At 38.5% G+C, this 21,897-nt stretch carries 16 protein-coding genes; 3 read left to right on the top strand and 13 right to left on the bottom strand.

Annotated features, from left to right (window positions below; translation table 11 throughout):
- The first annotated feature begins 194 nt into the window (after nucleotides 1-194).
- The gene (locus tag OA91_RS15840; RefSeq protein WP_063339474.1) at nucleotides 195-2,330 is read left to right on the top strand and encodes an FAD-dependent oxidoreductase; all 2,136 of its coding nucleotides are present in this window, start codon (nucleotides 195-197) and stop codon (nucleotides 2,328-2,330) included.
- 62 nt (nucleotides 2,331-2,392) lie between these two features.
- Here OA91_RS15840 and OA91_RS15835 read toward each other — a convergent pair whose 3' ends face one another.
- The 9 genes from OA91_RS15835 to leuC all read right to left on the bottom strand — a co-directional run bounded on the left by OA91_RS15835 (nucleotide 2,393) and on the right by leuC (nucleotide 13,373).
- Entirely contained in the window at nucleotides 2,393-3,109 is a 717-nt protein-coding gene (locus tag OA91_RS15835) for a YebC/PmpR family DNA-binding transcriptional regulator (RefSeq protein ID WP_063339475.1), read from the bottom strand.
- 94 nt (nucleotides 3,110-3,203) lie between these two features.
- Nucleotides 3,204-4,208, bottom strand: a complete 1,005-nt coding sequence (locus OA91_RS15830) for a hypothetical protein (protein ID WP_157203868.1) — start codon at nucleotides 4,206-4,208, stop codon at nucleotides 3,204-3,206.
- A 93-nt stretch (nucleotides 4,209-4,301) separates the two neighbouring features.
- Nucleotides 4,302-6,053, bottom strand: coding sequence for an ABC transporter ATP-binding protein (locus OA91_RS15825; protein ID WP_231870388.1), 1,752 nt, complete (start codon nucleotides 6,051-6,053; stop codon nucleotides 4,302-4,304).
- Nucleotides 6,046-7,830 carry an ABC transporter ATP-binding protein gene (locus OA91_RS15820; protein ID WP_063339478.1) on the bottom strand — a complete coding sequence of 595 codons (1,785 nt, stop codon included), beginning with the start codon at nucleotides 7,828-7,830 and terminating at the stop codon, nucleotides 6,046-6,048. The genes OA91_RS15825 and OA91_RS15820 overlap by 8 nt, the downstream gene beginning before the upstream one ends.
- 207 nt (nucleotides 7,831-8,037) lie before the next feature.
- Nucleotides 8,038-8,745 carry a hypothetical protein gene (locus tag OA91_RS15815; RefSeq protein ID WP_063339479.1) on the bottom strand — a complete coding sequence of 236 codons (708 nt, stop codon included), beginning with the start codon at nucleotides 8,743-8,745 and terminating at the stop codon, nucleotides 8,038-8,040.
- A gap of 167 nt (nucleotides 8,746-8,912) precedes the next feature.
- On the bottom strand, nucleotides 8,913-10,031 hold the full coding sequence (gene asd, locus OA91_RS15810) for an aspartate-semialdehyde dehydrogenase (RefSeq protein WP_063339480.1): 1,119 nt from the start codon (nucleotides 10,029-10,031) through the stop codon (nucleotides 8,913-8,915).
- 132 nt (nucleotides 10,032-10,163) lie between these two features.
- Nucleotides 10,164-11,243 carry a 3-isopropylmalate dehydrogenase gene (leuB, locus tag OA91_RS15805; protein ID WP_063339481.1) on the bottom strand — a complete coding sequence of 360 codons (1,080 nt, stop codon included), beginning with the start codon at nucleotides 11,241-11,243 and terminating at the stop codon, nucleotides 10,164-10,166.
- Between the two features lie 45 nt (nucleotides 11,244-11,288).
- Nucleotides 11,289-11,936, bottom strand: a complete 648-nt coding sequence (gene leuD / locus OA91_RS15800; protein WP_063339482.1) for a 3-isopropylmalate dehydratase small subunit — start codon at nucleotides 11,934-11,936, stop codon at nucleotides 11,289-11,291.
- A 9-nt stretch (nucleotides 11,937-11,945) separates the two neighbouring features.
- Nucleotides 11,946-13,373, bottom strand: coding sequence for a 3-isopropylmalate dehydratase large subunit (gene leuC / locus OA91_RS15795; protein WP_063339483.1), 1,428 nt, complete (start codon nucleotides 13,371-13,373; stop codon nucleotides 11,946-11,948).
- Nucleotides 13,374-13,561: 188 nt separating this feature from the next.
- Between leuC and OA91_RS15790 the strand changes: the two genes are divergently transcribed.
- Nucleotides 13,562-14,464, top strand: coding sequence for a LysR family transcriptional regulator (locus tag OA91_RS15790; protein WP_063339484.1), 903 nt, complete (start codon nucleotides 13,562-13,564; stop codon nucleotides 14,462-14,464).
- Here the strand turns inward: OA91_RS15790 and OA91_RS15785 are convergent.
- Nucleotides 14,461-15,615, bottom strand: coding sequence for an MFS transporter (locus tag OA91_RS15785; RefSeq protein WP_046017985.1), 1,155 nt, complete (start codon nucleotides 15,613-15,615; stop codon nucleotides 14,461-14,463). The two genes, OA91_RS15790 and OA91_RS15785, sit on opposite strands and share 4 nt — an antisense overlap.
- Before the next feature lie 528 nt (nucleotides 15,616-16,143).
- On the opposite strand from OA91_RS15785, the gene OA91_RS15780 reads away from it, so the two are divergent.
- A complete protein-coding gene (locus OA91_RS15780) occupies nucleotides 16,144-17,907 on the top strand; it encodes an alpha-glucosidase (RefSeq protein WP_063339485.1) in 1,764 nt (587 codons plus the stop codon).
- A 68-nt stretch (nucleotides 17,908-17,975) separates the two neighbouring features.
- Here OA91_RS15780 and OA91_RS15775 read toward each other — a convergent pair whose 3' ends face one another.
- From OA91_RS15775 to OA91_RS15765, 3 genes are all read right to left on the bottom strand, one after another.
- Nucleotides 17,976-19,265, bottom strand: coding sequence for an NAD(P)/FAD-dependent oxidoreductase (locus OA91_RS15775; RefSeq protein WP_063339486.1), 1,290 nt, complete (start codon nucleotides 19,263-19,265; stop codon nucleotides 17,976-17,978).
- Between the two features lie 123 nt (nucleotides 19,266-19,388).
- Nucleotides 19,389-19,838 (bottom strand): YaiI/YqxD family protein, encoded by a 450-nt coding sequence (locus OA91_RS15770; protein WP_046017988.1) that lies wholly within the window; start codon nucleotides 19,836-19,838, stop codon nucleotides 19,389-19,391.
- 171 nt (nucleotides 19,839-20,009) lie between these two features.
- Nucleotides 20,010-21,344, bottom strand: a complete 1,335-nt coding sequence (locus tag OA91_RS15765; protein ID WP_063339487.1) for an NCS2 family permease — start codon at nucleotides 21,342-21,344, stop codon at nucleotides 20,010-20,012.
- Nucleotides 21,345-21,897 lie beyond the last annotated feature (553 nt).

Raw genomic sequence — 21,897 nt, 5'->3', positions numbered from 1 at the left:
CACAATTTCAACCCATTTTTTAAATTCTTTTTGCTCTTTATGTTTCATTTTGATGAAAAGGTTAATTTATTTTGCTTTAACAAACATAATTTGAACTTGTTTACTTTGCCATAGTCATAAAGGGTATGTAAAAAAAATGTAAAATTGCACTCAGCATTTACGCTATATCTCATTGATTACTTTCAGGAACCTACATGAAAAAAAGCAAACTTCTAATCCTCTTACTCTTTGCCATCATGGTGTCTGTTTTCGTTATTTTTGATATACAACAATATTTAAATCTTGATGCTCTAAAATCTCAACAGGATTATTTTTCACAACTTAAGCAAGAGCATGCCTTTCTCATTGCAGCAGGCTTCTTCTTGTCTTATGTTTTAATTACAGCATTGTCCTTACCAGGTGCAGCAATATTAACCTTAGCTGCTGGTGCTATCTTTGGTTTATATCAAGGTTTACTCATTGCTTCTTTTGCAAGTTCGATCGGTGCCACTCTAGCCTTTCTTGCATCAAGATACCTATTTAAAGACACCGTCCAAACTAAATTCTCGAATCAATTAAGGGCCTTTAATAAAGGCATTGAAAAGGACGGTGCTTTCTATTTATTTACATTGCGATTGGTACCTGCTTTCCCATTTTTTGTTATTAACCTATTAATGGGCTTGACTACGATAAAAACAAAAACTTTCTATCTTGTTAGTCAGATTGGCATGCTTGCTGGCACTGCCGTATTTGTAAATGCGGGCACTCAACTTGCTAAAATTGACAGTTTATCTGGCATTTTATCCTTTGATTTATTCTTGTCATTTGCCCTATTAGGTATTTTACCGATTGCGGCTAAAAAAATTGTTGAAGCAATTAAATCCCGCAAAGCCTTCGCCCATTTTAAAAAGCCAAAAAAATATGATTATAATTTAGTCGCAATTGGTGCAGGTGCAGGCGGTCTAGTGAGTACTTATATCGGCGCTGCAGTGAAAGCAAAAGTAGCATTAATCGAAAAGCATAAAATGGGTGGTGACTGCCTAAATACCGGCTGCGTGCCAAGTAAGGCTTTAATTCGTTCTGCTCATGCAGCCCAAGAAGTAAGAGATGCGAGTCATCTAGGGGTTAATACAGAATCTGTTACTATCGACTTTAACCAAGTGTTTGAAGGCATAGACAAGGTTATCAAGCAGGTTGAACCACACGACTCTGTAGAGCGCTATGAAGGTCTTGGGGTCGAATGCATCGCTGCCACAGCAAAAATAATCTCACCTTACGAAGTTGAAATTGATGGCAAGGTAATTACAACTAAAAATATCGTAATAGCAACGGGTGCAAGACCTTTCATCCCAAATATAAAAGGACTGGAACTTGTTAACTACCATACTAGTGACACTATTTGGTCTATACGTGAAAACCCAGGGCGTCTTATTATCCTAGGTGGAGGCCCTATTGGGAGTGAGCTTACCCAGTCATTTAATCGTTTAGGTGCTGAGGTAACACAGATTGAAAGAGGCCCAAGAATCCTACCGCGTGAGGATGATGACGCATCATTATGGGTAACAAATAAGTTTAAAAATGAAGGCGTTAACCTATTAACTTTACATGAAGCAAGTGAAGTGATTCTTGAAGGTAATGAAAAAATCCTACTATGCAAACACAATGACCAGATAGTAAGAGTTCCTTTTGATAACCTTTTAATTTCTGTTGGTAGAACGCCAAACACTAAAGGATTAGGTCTTGAAGAGTTAGGTGTTGAAACGACAGCTAACGGCGCATTAGTAGTCGATGATTACTTAAGAACAAATATTCCAAATATATTTGGTGTTGGTGATGTTATTGGCTCTTATCAATTTACACATACTGCCGCCCATCAAGCTTGGTTTGCGGCCGTCAACGCTTTATTCGGTAGCCTTAAAAAGTTTGCTGTCGACTATCGTGTTATTCCTTGGGCAACCTTTACCGACCCAGAAGTTGCAAGAGTGGGACTAAGTGAAGATGAGGCCAAAGCACAGGAAATCCCATATGAGATCGTAAAATTTGATTTAGAGGAACTAGACCGAGCCATTGCAGATCGTCAAACAGATGGCTTTGTGAAAGTGCTCACAGTACCAGGAAAAGACAAAATTTTAGGTGTTACAATTGTCGGCAACCACGCCGGAGATCTTATCGCTGAATATGTTCAAGCAATGAAGTATGGCTTAGGACTTAATAAGATACTTGGAACAATACATATCTACCCAACTATGGCTGAAGCAAACAAGTATGCGGCAGGCGAGTGGAAACGAGCTCACATTCCAGAAAAAACGATGTCATGGTTAAAACGCTTCCATACTTGGCGCAGAAATTAATTAAAATGATAAATAAAAAAACCAGCCGAAGCTGGTTTTTTTTATTTCTAATAACTCAAAAATTAAAGTTCTACATTATGATAAATGTTTTGAACATCATCTAAGTCATTTAGCATATCAACAAAACGCTCAAAGTTTTCCATCGCATCTTCAGCAATTGGAGAAACCGTTTGTGGTAAAAACTGAATTTCATCTACATCAAACTCAATTTCACCAAAAGTTTCAAGTAATGCGGTTTTAGCTTTGAAGTAATCCGTATTAGGAGCGAAGACAGTCACTTTACCTTCTTCGTTTTCAATATCAGCAACATCAACATCAGCCATCATGAGCGCATCAAGAACAGCTTCTTCATCATCGCAAGCAAAGGACAAAATAGCGCTATGCTCAAACATATGACTCGCACTACCTTGAGTACCGATTTTACATTTAACCTTGTTAAAGCAGGTTCTAACATCACCAAAGGTACGATTAGGGTTATCTGTTAGACAATCAATAATAACCATACAGCCACCTGGACCAAAACCTTCATAGCGTGCGGTATCAAAATCTTCACCACCGCCACCTTTTGCTTTATCTATGGCTTTATCAATAACATGTGTTGGCACCTGATCTTTTTTTGCTCGCTCAATCAAACCGCGCAAAGAAAGGTTACCATTTGGGTCTATACCGCCCGATTTCGCACATACATAAATTTCACGTCCGTATTTACTATAAACTTTTGCCTTGGCATCAGATGTTTTTGCCATGGACTCTTTACGGTTTTGGTAGGCTCTACCCATTATTCTGCCCTATTCATATACATAGAAAGGCGTTTATTTTACAGATAAGCTCTTGTCTAGGAAACCTATTTAAGATTTCATTCTCAACTTTCGTTTAATGGCCGTCAATATTGGTAGCTTTAGATTCATGTTCTTGTTTAGTGTTTGATATATCACGCATCGAATTCACTATGCATTGAGACTTTAAATTAGTCTCTTTAGCAATATCACTCAACTCGTTTAGCTTCATTTTAACATCTTGAGCTATCTCAGCTTGCTCTAACGCCAGCTCATTCGTCAATTTACTAGCACCATCAAAATCATTTAGATAATCATTAATTTCGGGTATCTGTCCATCTTTTGGCACCAATAATACTTGGCTAATTATGCTATTTACCTTTGCTGTTCTTTTATCTGTTTCCAAAAGTAATTTGTCGATAGCTTTAGCTATCTCCTTCGTTAAGGTATCTGCCTTTATTGATAATAAGTCTAATTCTTTAAGTAATGTTTGTGCTGCTGGAACATTAACGTGAAAGTTATCAATATTCTTTTGCGTATCAAGAATAATTGTATTAATCCTAACCATTAAACTATCAATGACTTGGTTTGTTTGAGCAATAGAGGTTGCATTCACCTTAAGTCTTGACACTTCATCTTCAAGCCGACTTAGTTCACATTTTATTACCGCATCAAAAATAGAAAGACTTGAGTTTAATGGTAGGTTGGGTTCACTTTGACCAGATGGGATACCATGTCTCAATTGAGTCTTGGTGGCTATATTTGACTCACTACTTTGATCAACAGAACGAAAACCAAACACAGGGATAATTTGCTTTTCAAACAAGCTTAATATCACGTTTGAGACAATAAAAAAGCCTAAAACCGCCATTAAAAAACTACTAAGCAACGGCGAGCTAGTCAAACCTTGATAAATATTATCGAGAACAGGACTTTCATTCCCAAAAAATGAGGTTCCAAGCTTTGATTCCCTTACCTGTAGAAAAATCAAAGCACAAAATAGAGATATGCTAATCACAAGAGTATAGCGATGAAGCTTTTTATTGAAAATTTTGCGCATGGCTAAGTCCATTTTTCCAAAGATAACAATCCTTTTAATCATTTGATTAAAAGCCGAATGACTCTCTAGAAATATAGAACATAATGGAATGATATCTAGCTCGAATAATGAAAGAAATCTTCAAAAAATGTAATTTTATTTTTTCTCAGCATTTACCAAATTTGCGTAGGTTCCTTCTAACTTAACTAAGCTCTTATGGTCACCGACTTCTATTACCTTACCTTTATCTAGCACCAGAATCTGATCCGAGTTTTGAATAGTACTTAATCTATGAGCAATTGCGATAAGGGTTTTCTCTTTAAACACCTGCTCAATTGCCTTTTGAATCATCTGTTCTGTAACTGAATCGATTGAGCTTGTCGCCTCGTCCAGTAACACAAGATGGCTTTGTGTTGCCATTGCTCTTGCGAACGCAATTAACTGGCCTTGACCAGCTGATAAGTTGCCACCATTATCTGTAATTTGAAATTGATAATCGCTAGGTAATGAACGAATAAAACCATCTGCAAATACATATTCAGCAGCTTCTTTGACCTTATCAAGGCTGATATTTTTTCTTGCTAAGGAAATGTTAAATTCGATGCTTTCATTAAAAAGATACACTTCCTGCTGCATCAAAGAATAAAAGTCCATTAATTGGTTTTTATTGATATCTTTTAGTTCAAATCCGTTAAGTTTAATGCTGCCCTCATAACCAACATAGACTTTCGTTAAAAGGCGGATAATGGTTGACTTACCCGAACCAGTGCTACCGACAAGCGCTATTTTCTCACCTTTATTCAAGTTAAAAGATACTCCGTTTAACACATATGGCATATCCTGTTTGTACCTGAAAAAAACATTGTCAAAAACTAGGCTTTGAAACTCACGTCCATTAAACCCTTCTTCTGAAGTTGTCACTTTATTATTGGATGATTCAGTTTCTTGTAGATAAAGCCCTTCTATATTGTTTAAAGCGGCAACAGCTCTTTGAATAGAGGCGATTTGCGAAGTGAAATCACGGATAGGTACAAATATTTTATCTAGTGTTTGTATAAAGCCAATTAAGACCCCCACTGACAATGAGGTTAACAGAATTTCATTCGCACCATACCAAATAATAAGGCCCATACTAATGGTTGTAATGCCTTCAATAATCGAAAAAAGACTTGCATCAATCAAGTTAGATTTAGACTGATGCTTAAAGAAAATCTTAGTAAAACCTTGATATTTGCTTTGGCTCTCACTCTCAGCATTGTATAACTGAACCGTTTTAATCCCCTGTAAGCTTTCTTGCAAATACCCCGTACTTTTCGACAAAACACGCCTAGACCCAAGCTGAGACTTTTGCAGGCTACGTCTCAAACGACTTGTAATCCAATACATAGGTGGCGCAATAATCAAAGTCAGCAATGTTAGTTTCCAACTAATACTGGCTAAGAAAATAAAGAGTGCAATGGTAACTAGAACATCCTTAACCATTGCCAGAACCCCAGACGCTAGAGACTCAGTAATCGCCTCTAGATCACTAGTGATTCGTGTCAATACACTTCCCATTGGGGTTTTATCGTAAAATGATTTCGGAAAATGCAAAACACGATCGAAAAGGTCCTTACGTATATCGGTAATCGTTTGCAAAGCGGCTTTTTGAACAAAGTAGTTATAGAAAGAACTTGATAAATAATTACAGATAAGAACAAGCACAATAAGGCTTGTCCAATAACTCATTCCTTCCCACTGCTTCAAAACCAATTGCTGGTCAATAATTTGAATAATCAGCCAAGGAAACGCAATATTGCAAAATACCGAAATGGGTACAGGCAAAAGCCCTAAAATATAATCTTTTCGATAGGCTTTAATAAAAGGCAGGAAGTGCGCAAAAGCCCCTAACCAGCTAAATTTAGACAAGGGCAGCTCCAACATTTTCTTCTGTTTGTAATGATTGCCAAGTGTTCCTATAAAATTCAGATTCCTGCATCAGGTTTGCATGACTACCAATTGCCACAATTTCACCTTCTTCCATAACTAAAATTTTATCCACTCTTTCAAGAACTGCCTGTCTATGAGACACAATCAAACAACTTAATTCGTTCTCTTTACTTAATAGCTGATTTAACAAGAACCTTTCGGTCTCATTATCTACAGCTGATAGCACATTATCTAAAATCAAAAGCTCGCTATGGGTATAGATACCACGCGCTAAACTGATCCGCTGCTTTTGACCACCCGATAATAGAATCCCTTTCTCCCCTACTATCGTTTCTAAACCTTGGCTAAAGTTTTGAACTTCTTGTGCCATTGCACTTTGCTTTAACACTTGATTAATTGGCTGTTTGATTTTTTGCTCTTCAGCTCCAAATTCAATATTATTTTTTAAGGTATCTGAGAATAGAAAAGGGTCTTGAGTTACCGTTCTTACAAGCTGCCTAAGCGCTTGTTTAGTGATTTTAGTAATATCTATATCATCAATATAAATCGACGCTTTATCGACTTCATTAAAGTGGTTAAGGCAATTCACTAAGGTTGTCTTACCGCTACCAACTCGACCTAACAAAGCAACTTTCTCTCCTTTAAAGATTTCAAAGTTAATATTTTTAAGTATTTGCTTTTTGGCTTTATCACTTTCTTCTGTGGAAGGTATAGAGAGATCAGGATAGGAGAAATTTAAATTTCTCACCTTGATGACTTCTTTGAACTCAGCTGACTTATTCAAACCTTCATCAATTTTCGTTTCTTCAGATAAAATTCTAGACATACTTTTAAGGCTAACTAACCCCATTTGTATCGTGGCCATCAACCTTCCAAGAGACATCATAGGCATAGCAAATAATGCAGCATAAGTTAGAAAGGCGGTTATCTGCCCTAAAGTTAACTCTGACCTGATTAGCATTAATCCGCCCAAAGACAAGATTAATATTTTTACGCCCGCATCTGTGTACTCCAATAAAGGAATAAAAAAGCTACGAATGCGAAGTTGCCTGATAGAGAGATCTAAAACAGCTTGGTTATCTTCATCAAATTTATCAACAACCCAAGGCTGTATTTGATGAGACTTAATCACCTCTACGCCATTTAGATAATTCACTGTCTGAGTCGATAATGACTGAAGGTGATGCATTCTTTCTTTAAGTAATTGGCGCATTTTATTAATGGCATGATTAACGATAAAAAATGACAATATGATGGGCGCTAAGCAATAAAGGGTTAAACTTGGTGAGATCTGCCACATTTTTAACGGTGTCATAGATAAGGTAAACATGATGTTAAAAATATTCATCATGCCAACACCTGCCATAGCACGAATACCATTAATGTCGTTATTTACGATTGAAATAAGACCACCGACAGGATTTTTTTGGTAAAACCCTTGTTGCAGCTGGGTAAGCTTAGTAAAAGCGTGATTTTTAATTTCCTTTTCGACCAATCGTCCCGGATTAAAAAACAACATTCTAGAAATGGTACGGCTTAGCATCATCAGTAAAGCAAAACCAATAACATAATAAATATTCGAAACTAGTAAATCATACCGGTCTAATGTCATCTTTGTCAGGATATCAATGCTATTACCAATATAAATTGGAATATTAACCGCGAGCCAGTTTGTCGAAAATAAGAAGGCAATACCCAGTAAATATGAGTACTTATGCACTAATACATAGCTAAAAAACAGCCTTAGTTCTGCCAAAATGATAAAAACCTATATGGAATAATAAAGAGTATGCTACATGCAAATGTATACATTTTGATTATACGTACCTGAACCTTGGCTGTCCTTCATTTATTTAAACTAAACAAGAACAAAAGGAGAAGCAAAAGACCTCACCTACTAATTAGCCCTTAAGCTGGCACAAAAAATAGAATGGCGCACACCTATCTTTGCAAGGCCGCTAATTTATAGATTAAAGCCAGCTCTAAAGAAAAGTACACTATAGTCAGAGACATTTGGAATCGCAGGTAAAAACACAAAATCTAGATGGAACTTATATTTGGTATAGACGCTTAACGAAGGAATAAGCATCAAAGTATGAAGTCTTTCATGGTTTTTAAGCTCGGCTGTATTTGTATCAATATCTGCTGTACTTCTGCTAATCGCAGCAAAGTTGATCCCTACATCAATGCTTTTAACCCCCCAATTATCTAGTAATTTCCGATGAAAAATCCCATAACTGGCTTGAATATTATCTTTGTAAAATGAGTCTTTCATATACCAAAATTCATAATTGTAACCATTGAAAAAGCGTTCACTTGTTTCGTCATAGTACGAATAGGCAAAACCCAAACCTTCATGACTTTCATTGAAGTCATAATTCGATGCATTACCGGATATATAGTGATCAGACCATCCACCAAACTTTATTTGGTATACCCCCTCTTCCACTAGAGGTTCATCTAAAGCTTCGCCATCTTTATCTGCGGCGTTTATCACAACGTCAATATTATCTTTCGGCTCAATACTATCGGCTAGCGTTACAGAACCACTATCATTTAACAACTCAAACTCTTCGTTATCAATTTCAGCAATTGCGGGGTTGCCTATAAATAAAGCGAGCCCAGATAATAGGACGAATTGCGATATGTATATGCTCCTTTCAAGCACCATACACTCCCCCTTAATAAAATTTATTTTTTCATTATAGGAGGCAAATTTGCATTTATTGGACAGTTTTAGAGATTAAAAGTATTTTTTAAAAGTGTCTCGAAGAAATTTGAGATATAAAAAAAGCCAACTAGAATCAACTAATTGGCTTTCTTTTTAAAATAAGAAAATTAAGCTTCTAACACAATACGAAGCATTCTTCTTAATGGTTCTGCAGCACCCCAAAGCAACTGGTCGCCAACAGAGAAAGCACTGATGTACTCAGGCCCCATATTAAGTTTGCGAATTCGGCCTACAGGAATATCTAGTGTGCCAGTCGCTGCTGTTGGTGTTAATTGTGCCATTGTTAATTCTTTATCATTAGGTACAACTTTCACCCAATCATTATGCTGAGCTAACATGCCTTCAATATCTGAAACTGGAATATCTTGGTTCAGCTTGATAGTGAAAGCCTGGCTGTGAGATCGCATTGCACCGATACGAACACATAAACCATCTACAGGAATTGGCTCACCAGAATTACCTAAAATCTTGTTAGTTTCAGCTTGTGCTTTCCACTCTTCACGGCTTTGGCCATTTTCAAGTTGGCTATCAATCCAAGGAATCAAACTACCTGCTAAAGGCACACCAAACTGATCTGTCGGCATTTCTTTAGAACGCATTGTTTGAGTAACTTGTCGGTCAATATCCAAAATTGCACTAGCTGGATCTTGTAATTGATCAGAAACGCTATGCTTAAGTTGACCCATTTGATTGATCAATTCACGCATATGACGTGCACCACCACCAGAGGCTGCTTGATAAGTCATTGAAGTCATCCATTCGATATGACCTTTTTCAAACATACCACCAAGGGCAAGCATCATTAAACTTACAGTACAGTTACCACCAACAAAGGTATTAACACCATCTTTAAGACCGTTTTTAATAACGTCTTTATTGACAGGATCAAGTACGATAATGGCGTCATCTTTCATTCGCAAAGAAGAAGCAGCATCAATCCAATAACCTTTCCAACCGGCTTCGCGCAAAGGCCCGAAAACAGCTTTAGTATAATCACCACCCTGGCATGAAATAATAACGTCCATTTTTTGAAGGTCTTCAATACTCATAGCATCCTGCAATAATGGAATGTCTTTTCCAATATCAGGGCCTTCTTGACCTTTTTGTGATGTGGTGAAGAAAACAGGATCAATTAGATCAAAGTCTCTTTCTTCTTGCATTCTTTGCATCAACACAGAACCAACCATTCCGCGCCAACCAACTAAACCAACTGTAAGTTTTGACATTTTTATTACCTTTTTGTGATGGGCCCACTCATACCAAGAGCAGTATTAACCCGTTTATGCCTATAGTGGGTATTGGTTAACAATACCCAAATGGTCTTTTTACCATTATTAAAAACGACTGTTTTTAAATCCCTAGGCGGATAGTGCCGCAAGTACTGCGTCACCCATTGCTTGTGTACCAACTGTTGTGCAACCTTCTGAGGCAATATCACCCGTACGAAGGCCTTGGTCTAATACATTACTTACCGCCGCTTCAATAGCGTCAGCAGCTTGCTTCTCATTTAGTGAATAACGCAACATCATAGCAACAGATAAAATCGTCGCCAATGGGTTTGCAACACCTTGGCCTGCGATATCTGGTGCAGAGCCATGGCAAGGTTCATACATGCCTTGACCTTTAGAATTCAATGACGCTGATGGAAGCATACCGATAGAGCCAGTTAGCATAGCAGCGGCATCAGATAGGATATCACCAAACATGTTGCCAGTGACCATTACATCAAACTGTTTTGGTGCCTTAACAAGCTGCATTGCAGCATTATCTACTAGCATATGGCTTAATTCGACATCTGGGTACTCTTTTGCCACTTCTTCCATGATTTCTTTCCAAAGTACTGTCACTTCAAGTACGTTAGATTTATCAATAGAACACACACGCTTACCGCGTTGACGAGCAGCTTCAAAAGCAGAATGAGCGATACGACGAATCTCAGATTCAGAGTAAACGTAGGTGTTATATCCTTCGCGTTCACCATTTTCTAAAGTACGGATACCACGAGGTTGACCGAAGTAAATGCCACCTGTTAATTCACGTACAATTAAAATATCCAAGCCAGCAACAATTTCAGGTTTTAAGCTAGATGCTTCAGCTAGTTGAGGGTACAAAATCGCAGGGCGGTAGTTAGCAAAAAGCTCTAGATTTGAACGTAAACCTAGTAGACCCTTTTCAGGTCGAACAGCCATGTCTAAACCATCCCACTTAGGACCACCTACAGCGCCAAGCAATATAGCATCAGCGGCTTTTGCTTTGTCTAATGTCACTTCTGGCAGCGGAGACCCTGTTTCATCGTAAGCTGATCCACCCACTAGAGCTGTTTCATGAGCCAGATTTAATGAAAAAGCGTCATTTACATGATCAAGTACACGAACCGCTTGTGCAACAATTTCTGGACCTATGCCATCACCTGGCAAAATTAGAATATTTTTAGACATAATCATTCCCTAAAAGCGCCCTATGGACGCTTTAAATAAATTTAATTAACCTTTGTTTACAAACAACCATGGAGCTGATTGCTGACGCTCTGCTTCGTAAGATTTAATCGCATCTTGGTCTTGTAGTGTTAAACCAATATCATCTAAACCATTCAACAAGCAGTGCTTTCTAAAATCATCTACGTCAAAGCTAAAGCTTGTACCAGATTGTGTAGTAACTGTTTGGGCTTCAAGATCAATAGACAATGCATAACCATCTTCGTTAGCAACTTCTTGAAATAATTGCTCTACATTTTCTTCACTAAGCTGGATTGGCAAAAGGCCATTTTTAAAGCAGTTATTGAAGAAGATATCAGCAAAACTTGGAGCAATGACAACTCTAAAACCGTAGTCATCTAAGGCCCAAGGTGCATGTTCACGAGAAGAACCACAACCAAAATTACGGCGGGCTAGTAAAACACTTGAGCCTGCATATTTGGCTTGGTTTAGCACAAAGTCTTCACGCAATGGACGCCCTGTACATTCTTGATCAGGCTGACCTTCATCTTCATAACGTAATTCATCAAACAAGTTCTTACCAAAACCCGTTCTTTTGATAGATTTTAGGAACTGTTTTGGAATGATCATATCCGTATCAACATTCGCTAAATCTAATGGGGCAACTATGCCTTGGTGTTGTGTAAAAGCGCGCATAATTGTCTCCTAGTGTTTTACTAATTCATTAACGTCAACAAAGTGGCCAGCAATTGCTGCGGCAGCTGCCATAGCTGGACTCACCAAGTGCGTGCGTCCACCAAAGCCTTGACGACCTTCAAAGTTACGGTTTGATGTTGAAGCACAATGTTCACCGTTACCTAACTTATCAGCATTCATAGCAAGACACATTGAGCAGCCTGGCTCACGCCATTCAAGACCAGCTTGAGTAAAGATTTCATCTAAACCTTCAGCTTCTGCTTGCGCTTTAACCAAACCAGAACCAGGTACAACAATTGCCTGTTTCAAGCTTTCTGCTACTTGGCGACCTTTAACAACTTCTGCGGCAATACGTAGATCTTCGATACGAGAGTTAGTACAAGAACCGATGAAAACACGGTCTAAGGTAATGTCAGCCAATACTGACTTCCCTTCTAACCCCATGTATTTCCATGCACGTGCATAACCTTCTTTTAACACTGGATCAGTTTGATCTTCAGAGCGTGGAATGGCTTGATCAATTGCGATAACCATTTCTGGTGATGTACCCCAGGTAACTTGAGGCTTGATATCTTCAGCCTTAAGAACAACAACATTATCAAAATGTGCGCCTTCATCAGACACAAGATCTTTCCATGCTTCAACAGCTTGATCCCACTGTTCGCCTTTTGGCGCATATGGACGACCTTCAACATAATCGATTGTTGTTTGGTCTACTGCAATTAAACCAACTCGCGCACCGGCTTCAATTGCCATATTACAGACAGTCATACGGCCTTCCATAGAAAGACTTTGGATACCTGTACCGCCAAATTCGATAACATAACCTGTACCACCAGCCGTACCAATTTCACCAATAATGGCAAGTACAACATCTTTTGCAGAAACATAAGGTGATAGTTCGCCATCCACTCGAACTAACATGTTTTTATTCTTTTTCTGAACTAAACATTGAGTTGCTAAAACATGCTCAACCTCAGAAGTACCGATACCATGGGCTAATGCACCAAATGCACCATGGGTAGAAGTATGTGAATCGCCACATACCACTGTCATTCCAGGTAATGTCGCACCTTGTTCTGGCCCAACAACATGCACAATACCTTGACGTTCATCCATCATATTGAATTCAGTAATACCAAATTCATCACAGTTTTCATCTAATGTAACTACCTGAATCTTTGATACAGGATCAGCAATACCATTAACCCCTTCACGACGCTCATTCTTAGTAGTCGGAACATTATGGTCAGGAGTAGCTAAGTTACCACTGATACGCCAAGGCTTACGGTTTGCCATACGTAAACCTTCAAAAGCCTGTGGTGATGTCACTTCATGTAGAAGTTGTAAGTCGATATAAATTAACGCACTACCATCATCTCTTTGCTTAACAAGATGTTGGTCCCATAACTTGTCATATAAGGTTTTCGTTGACATTGAATTCTCTCCTGCATAACTGATTGCGTAATCCTACTGCTTATGTCTAAATTACTCAAATTCATATTTTTCATGTTTTGGATTATTTTTTGGAATAGATGGATTAATGATTAATTTATGAGCAAATCAAACCAAAATTGACAAATTCAATTGGCATTTTGACTCTCTGAACTCGGGAAAATAGACAAATGGAAATCTCAGAATTACTGACTTTTATAAAGGTTGCAGAAACCGCCTCATTTTCTGATGCTGCAGAACAACTCTTTGTCACTCAACCGGCAGTTAGTAAACGCATTGCCGCTTTAGAAGCCAGTTTAGAGCTAAAGCTTTTTGATCGTATTGGTCGCCAGATACAACTGACAGAAGCTGGCCATCAACTATTACCCAAAGCTAAAAAGATTACTGCTGACATTCGTGATATTAAACGAAGTTTAACAACTCAAGATGAAGTCATAACCGGCGAATTAAAAATGGCGACAAGTCATCATATTGGCTTACACAGGCTACCTAAAGCGCTGAAGCAATATCAGAATGATTACCCAAATGTATTAATCGAAATTGATTTCACGCAATCAGAAGATGCTTACCAACAAGTATTAAAGGGTGACACAGAAATTGCCGTCATTACCCTATCGAACGATGAAAATCCAATGATAGAGTCGATACCCATTTGGTCAGACCCTCTCATGTTAGTTGTTGGGCAAGATCACGAACTGGCAACCAATGAAAGTAAAACAAACCAAGAAGTTAATATAGAAGCATTGGCTAGCATGCCGTGTGTATTACCAGATCAAAATACTTTTACCAGACAGATGGTAGATAAGGTGCTTGGGAGCCAGGGTTTAAAACCCAATGTCAGAATGAGTACCAACAATTTTGATACGCTGACCATGCTAGTTTCCATTGGTTGGGGTTGGTCTTTACTCCCCTCAACTTTAGTAAATCAACATCATAAGGTACTTGCTGCCAATGACCTCATTCTAGAAAGGCGACTAGGCGTAATTTATCACAAACAAAGAACATTAAGTCGTAGCGCTGCTGCCATGATGTCTTTACTGGAAAAAGAGATATCTCATGGTCATGATAGTTAACGCACTCTTTGGCTAATAATCAATACAATCAGGGCAATGAGACTTACGATTGATGCTGCGGCAAAAGTCCATTCCCCGCCAAACCAATCCCATAGATACCCTGAACCAACCATACCAACACCACCACCTAAACCAATTGCAAAGCCGCTATACATAGCTTGTCCTTGAGCAGCATATTGCTCTGGGAATAATCGATTTATCTGAGCGATAGATACCATATGGAAAGTGGCAAAAGTAATGCAGTGCAGCAATTGAGTAAAAAGTGCAATCATCACATTGTCTGCGTACCAAGCAATTAAATACCAGCGCACTATTCCAGAAATGAAACAGAATGCGATTAGGTATACAACATTAAGCCGTGCGAAAAAATTTCCTAAGAAAATAAAAACAAAGATCTCTACTAAAACACCAAAGGCAATTAATAGCCCAACTTGATCACCACTAAAGCCTGCATTCGTTAAATGCACAGCAAAAAACACGTTAAATGGTGCATGAGCCATAAAAGATAAAAATGCGAGAATCAAAAAGAAAATCACTTCTCTATTTTTAATCAGATTAACAAAGTCGCCTTTATTCTTTTTAATATTGGTATCTATTGGTTGCTCATAGATATAAAAACTTGTCAGTACAGCGATAAGTAAGAAAGCCGTCAGACTCGGTAAAATAACAACCGGTCCGAATGATTCAATCAGATAACCAGCAAAAGTTACGGCAACGATAAAACCGATCGAGCCCCCGACACGTATTCTTGTATAAGGAACATTAAGGTTGCGAATACTTCTCAAGGTTAAAGTATCACTAAGTGGTGTTAAGGCAGAAAAAAAGACAGCATATAACAGCATTATCCACCAAAAAGCCTGATAACTTTCAACAAAGTTCATACAGATAGCCATGATGCAAGCACCGATAACCGCTATTTGCAGAGCCCTTTTAGGTAAACCTAAGGTGTTTGTTAACCAACCCCAAAAATGCGGTGCGACAATGGTAGACAGTGTCACCAGCGAAAGTAATTGGCCAGTCTGCGTGCCATTAAACCCTATCGACTTAAAGTACACTGACATATAAGGCATAAACACACCTATCATGGCGCAAAAAAAGAAATAGAAATTAAATAAGGGCCATGCAATATGACGTGAGCGGGCTGAGAACATAATGTTTTCCAAACAAGGCAATCATCTTGTACTTTTGGTTAAGAACACTTGATGAATGTAACAGACGATTAATAGATTATTTTACCCCATCAAGGGCGGCACAACTAATCTAATCTTAGTAATAATTTAAATTTATAGTGTTTTTATTAAGGAAGCAGCGATTAAGCCACCCCATCTCAGTTTTCTCAAAAAAGTAAAACTTTGACTTAATCTAGCTACCTTTCGAAAAGTGACAAGGCAGGGTGTTATTTTCCATGAATACCGTTTAAGTATTCTTGAAGACCCGAAGTTAATTTTCTAAAAGCGCTACTATTATCTTTAGGGCCTTATCAATAAAGTCACTCCTAAGTTGCGCTCTGCACCATAAATCTAGTCGCTTATAGCATATGCTGATACGGGAGACCTTATTCACAGACCCCCTAGCTGAAGACGAATTTGCGTTAAAGCTCATAATGCGTCTTAATTCGTAAACAAACTCGGTTTTTACTATCAATATATTATTTACATCATGATTTAGGGATAAGAGAAATGAATGAATTGAATACACAATGGTGGCGTGGTTGCGTAATTTACCAAGTTTATCCAAGAAGCTTTTTTGACTCTAACAATGATGGCATTGGTGACCTACCTGGCGTCACTGAAAAACTGGATTATATTGCAAGCCTAGGCGTGGATGCAGTTTGGCTATCGCCCTTTTTCACCTCGCCCATGAAAGACTTTGGCTATGATGTTAGTGATTATTGTGATGTCGATCCTATGTTTGGCACATTAACTGATTTTGATAATTTGATATCTAAAGCCCACTCTCTTGGACTTAAAATCATCATAGATCAGGTATTAAATCACAGTTCTGATGCCCACCCTTGGTTTACAGCGTCTCGTAAAGATAAAACCAACGACAAACATGACTGGTATGTATGGCAAGACCCTAAGCCTGATGGCAGTGTACCCAATAATTGGCTTTCAGTCTTTGGTGGACCCGCCTGGCATTGGGATAGCCGCCGCCGTCAATACTACCTACATAATTTTCTAGATAGTCAGCCTGATTTAAACTTCCATAACCCTGATGTTGTTGACGCCCTTCTTGATACCGTTGAGTTTTGGCTTAAGCGTGGAGTAGATGGATTCAGATTAGATACGGCCAACTTTTATTATCATGACATTGAATTGAAAGATAATCCTGCAAGAGAAATCATAGAAGAAGGCGGAATAGGTGTTCGTCCTGATAATCCTTACGCTTATCAACTTCACCTTTATGATAAATCTCAACCTATTAATATCAGCTTTTTAAAAAGGTTACGGACTTTATTGGATCAATACCCAGGTACAACAACAGTTGGCGAAGTCGGCTGTGACTTTTCCTTAAAAACCATGGCCGAATACACCCAAGGTCAAGACAAGCTTCACATGTGTTACTCCTTCGATCTTTTAACCAAAGATAATTCAATGAATCATATCCGCCACACCATAGAGACAATAGAACACGCTCTTGGTGATGGCTGGCCTTGCTGGTCAATTGGCAACCATGATGTAGAACGTGTTGCTAGCCGCTGGGGATCAGGGAATCAAGATCCTAATCAAGCAAAGGTTTTCATGCTTATGCTTTTGTGCCTACGCGGCAGTATTTGTTTGTATCAAGGTGAGGAATTAGGTTTAAAAGAAGCCGAGCTTACTTTCGAGCAATTAGTTGATCCTTTTGGTATCGCCTTTTGGCCAGAGTTTAAAGGTCGAGACGGTTGTCGCACACCAATTCCTTGGAGTGGTTCAAAAAATGGCGGCTTTTCCTCAACAACACCTTGGCTCCCCGTTTCGGCCGAACATATAGATAACAATGTCACTAAACAAGAAGATGATTCGGGCTCAACTTTAACGGCTTATCAGGATTTTTTGCATTTCCGCAAATTAAGGCCCGAGCTCATTTCTGGTGATATCAAGTTTATACATAGCGATGACAAGAGTTTGATTTTTATTCGGACTTTTGAAAATCACGAGACTTTAATTGCATTAAATACTTCTGACAATACTTTCCAGTTCGCTCTAAATTTTGATATCAAATTATGTCCTTTGCCACCAAGCCTTCCAGGTGGTCAATATAAAGCGTCAGTCAATGCACACGGTGGGATTATCAGTTTATTTGCTAATACCTGCGTTATCGCCGATGTCGTTAATGATCACGCTCAATCAAATAAGCATGATCGTCAGAGAGAAAGCATCAAAATCCATTGTAAGAGTAAGCAAATGGATGAGGAAGAAACCATTGAAGAAGCAGCAATAGCTAGCGTTGGAGGGTAAATACGAGGTAAAGAACTTACCTCGTATTTATTTAGATAAACGAAATTTAGATAGGTGATAATCAGCCTTTAATGAAGTTTCATTTTAGGCTTAACCACTTTACCAATTTTCTGAGCGGCCATGATTATCATGGCTTTCGTCCACCCATGAATAGCTATGAGGTGTAATCGGTATAAAGACACATATACTAAGCGTGCAATACGCCCTTCTACAAACATAGAGCCTGCTGTCAAATTCCCCATTAAGCTTCCAACCGTACTATAACGGCTTAAGTTCACTAAGGAGCCATGGTCTTTATAAAGATAATCTTGCAGCGGCTCCCCTCTGAAGCTGGCTTGGATGTTTTTAAATACCATGCTTGCCATCTGGTGGGCAGACTGAGCTCTTGGTGGCACAAAACTACCATCCGGTTGCACACAAGCACAACAATCGCCAATCACATACACATTATCGAAAGACTGAGACTGTAAACTTGGCCTAACTAGAATTTGGTTATTCCGGTTTGTTTCAAACCCCTCTAGTTGTGCAACAAAATCAGGTGCTTTCACACCAGCAGCCCAAATCATCATATCCGCATTAATAAGGGTTTCATCAGCTGTAATGAAGCCTTCTTTTTCCGCACGAATAATGCGTTTTGATTCAGATACCTTTACACCAAGACGAGACAGTTCTGATCTGGCGCTATTTGCAATCCGATCAGGTAACGCTGGAAGAATGCGCTGACCAGCTTCAATTAACTCCACTTCTAAACGTTTAGCTGAAACCGCAGGCATACCATACGCTTTTAACAGATCAGCAACATGATAAAGCTCTGCCGATAACTCAACGCCTGTCGCACCGCCACCTACAATTGAGAGTTTTAAGTTCTCTTCATCCGTTCCTTGTTGTATGCGTAAGAACTGATTCAATAACGCTTGTTGGAAGCGCTCAGCTTGTTTATGAGAGTCTAAGAAGTAGCAGTTTTCAGCAACGCCTGGAGTACCAAAGTCATTGCTCACACTACCAATGGCTAATACGACAATATCGTAGCTAAGCTCTCTTTCTGGCAAGAGTTCATGCCCTTCATCATCATTCAATGCATCTAGTTTGATCACTTTTCTAGAAGCATCCATACCATTCATACAACCAAGTTGAAACTGATAGTAATGTTTTGCTGAATGCGCACGATAGCTAATGCCGTCAGTATTGATATCTAGAGAACCTGTCGCAACTTCATGCAATAAAGGCTTCCATATATGAGTACGACTTTTATCTATTAGAATGATTTCGGCTTGCCGTGTTTTACCAAACTTGTGCCCCAATCGGGTAACAAGCTCAAGGCCACCGGCGCCTCCACCTACTACAACTATGCGTTTCATAACTAATCCTCAATAAAATTCAGCAAATAACTTTCGGTTTATGAGCTCTAGTAAAAGCTATTAGCTGAATTTTCTTTTTATTTATGGGGTGATATTAACCGCTCGACCAATTCACCCTCATATTTATTTAACCTTATTGGCCAATAACTTATCAAGCGAATTAGCAAAAGCCATTCTATCTTGCTGGCTAAAAGCAGCAGGTCCACCTGATTGTATGCCAGAGCTACGCATTGATTCCATAAAGTCTCGCATGGCCAATCTTTGTTTAATATTTTCCTTAGTATAAATCTCTCCCCTAGGATTTATCGCTGTGGCATCTTTATCTATGATTTCAGCGGCAAGGGGAATATCAGCTGTAATAGCTAAGTCACCTGCTTCAATGTTTTGAACAATATAGTCATCTGCCACATCAAACCCTTGGCTCACTTGTCGGCTCGATATAAAAGCAGAAGGTGGTGTATTAATTTTTTGATTTGCCACTAGAATACACGCTATTTTGGTACGCTCTGACGCTTTAAATAGAATGTTTTTAATTACATTGGGACAGGCGTCCGCATCTACCCATATTTTCATAATAAAACCTTATAAATGATTGGGACATTATTAAGGATATAGACCAGCTAAACAATGTAACAATTAGTCAATTACCTCTTTTCACACAATTTTTTTTCAGTTTTCCTACATACTTAAACAAAAAAAGCCCTTTAACCTAAGTTAAAGGGCTTTCAGTGATACTAAATAACTTTATAAAAACATAAGCTTAGCGACAAACACTAAGGTCAGAACATACATGCAAACAGAAACATCTTTTGATTTTCCTGTAGCAAGTTTTAGTACGGTATAAGTGATAAAGCCTAAGGCAATACCGTTAGCAATTGAGAAGGTTAAAGGCATCATAAATGCGGTGATAGCAGCAGGTGCTGAATCAGTAAAATCACGCCAGTTTACATGCTGCAAGCTACTAATCATAACGAAAGCGACATATATAAGCGCACCCGCTGTGGCATAAGCAGGAATCATTGCAGCTAAAGGGGATAAGAATATTGCTAAAACGAACAGAGCACCGATAACTAAAGCAGAAAGACCAGTACGACCACCCGCAGCGACACCTGCAGCACTTTCAAGATAACTTGTGACAGGCGGACAACCTACACACGCACCCGCAACACTTGCAACACTATCTGCTTTAAGCGCTTTACTTAGCCCCTGAATTTTATTGGTTTCTGGATCTATTAGATTAGCTCTATCAGCAACTCCCATTAAGGTGCCAGCCGTATCGAACATATTAACGAAAAGAAAGGCTAAAATGACACTCACCATGGAGATGTTTAAAGCCCCCATAATATCCATCGCCATAAAGGTTGGAGCAATACTAGGTGGTGCCGAGAAAATACCATTGTACTCAACAATTCCCAACCCAAGTCCAACCAAAGTGACACTAATAATACCAATGAGTACGGCACCAAAAACCTTACGTTCGCTCAGTACAGCAATAATAAGAAAGCAAACACCTGCTAGTAATGCACTTGGTTGAGTAAAATCACCCATAGATATAAGCGTGGCAGGGTTATCAACAACAATGCCAGCCCCTTTAAGCCCAATCAACCCAAGGAAAAGTCCAACACCCGCTGTCATAGCAAAACGTAAGCTTTGTGGAATGCTTTCTATAATCCATTCTCTAACACGGTAAAAGCTCATGGCCACAAAAATAACACCTGAGAGAAATACTGCACCTAAAGCCACTTCCCAGCTATAACCCATCTCACCAACGACAGTAAAAGCAAAAAAGGCGTTAAGGCCCATACCTGGCGCTAATCCAACTGGCCAATTTGCAAACAACCCCATCAAAAGACAACCAATAGCGGCTCCGATGCAAGTGGCAACAAACACAGCACCATGGTCCATGCCTGAGGCAGCCATAATGCTCGGGTTAACAAAAATAATGTATGCCATGGTAGCAAAAGTAGTGATACCACCAATCATCTCATTTTTTACGTTAGAGCCGTGTTGTTTAAGTTTGAAAAAACGCTCCAAAAAATTGGAAGGTATTGAATTAGGTTCGGAATTGCTGCTGATCATAACGAACAGTCCTCTTTAATGAACATATTTGGAATTGGATTCTGCTTCTAACTTGCTTGATATCCAATTAAGCCAATTTGGTAGCTAGGTTAGTCTTTTATTTTTATTAAGGTGCATAGCAGCCTCATATATGTTTCAAACTCAAGGTATAAACTGGATTCAAACTATGAGCTTGGTTGCCCTCTTCTTGAGTAAAATAGAAGAGATCGTTATTAAATAAGACCTGTGGTATTCACAAAAAACATAATTAATAACTAAATTTCAATTATTGCGATATTGAAATAATGAGATCAGGATACATTGTCAAACTAAGACATCATAGCCCCATTAGCAAAATAAATTTCACATTAAGGTTTTGTGTGATTAATTTTTCATCAAGTGATACGCATTTACTAATTTTTTGCACATTTCTTCTGCTTAGTACAAGTTTATTTTCCTTGCTTTAAAGTCAAATAATTAAAAATAGAAGTTATAAATTTGAAATGAAGAATGATTATTTAATCTTTATAAATCATCAGCTTAAAACTTTATTTATATAAATTAAACCAATTGA

This window comes from Marinomonas sp. SBI8L (assembly GCF_001624705.1).
GTDB lineage: Bacteria > Pseudomonadota > Gammaproteobacteria > Pseudomonadales > Marinomonadaceae > Marinomonas.
Note: the sequence above shows the minus strand (reverse complement) of the source record. Positions and strands in the feature narration are given on the sequence as shown.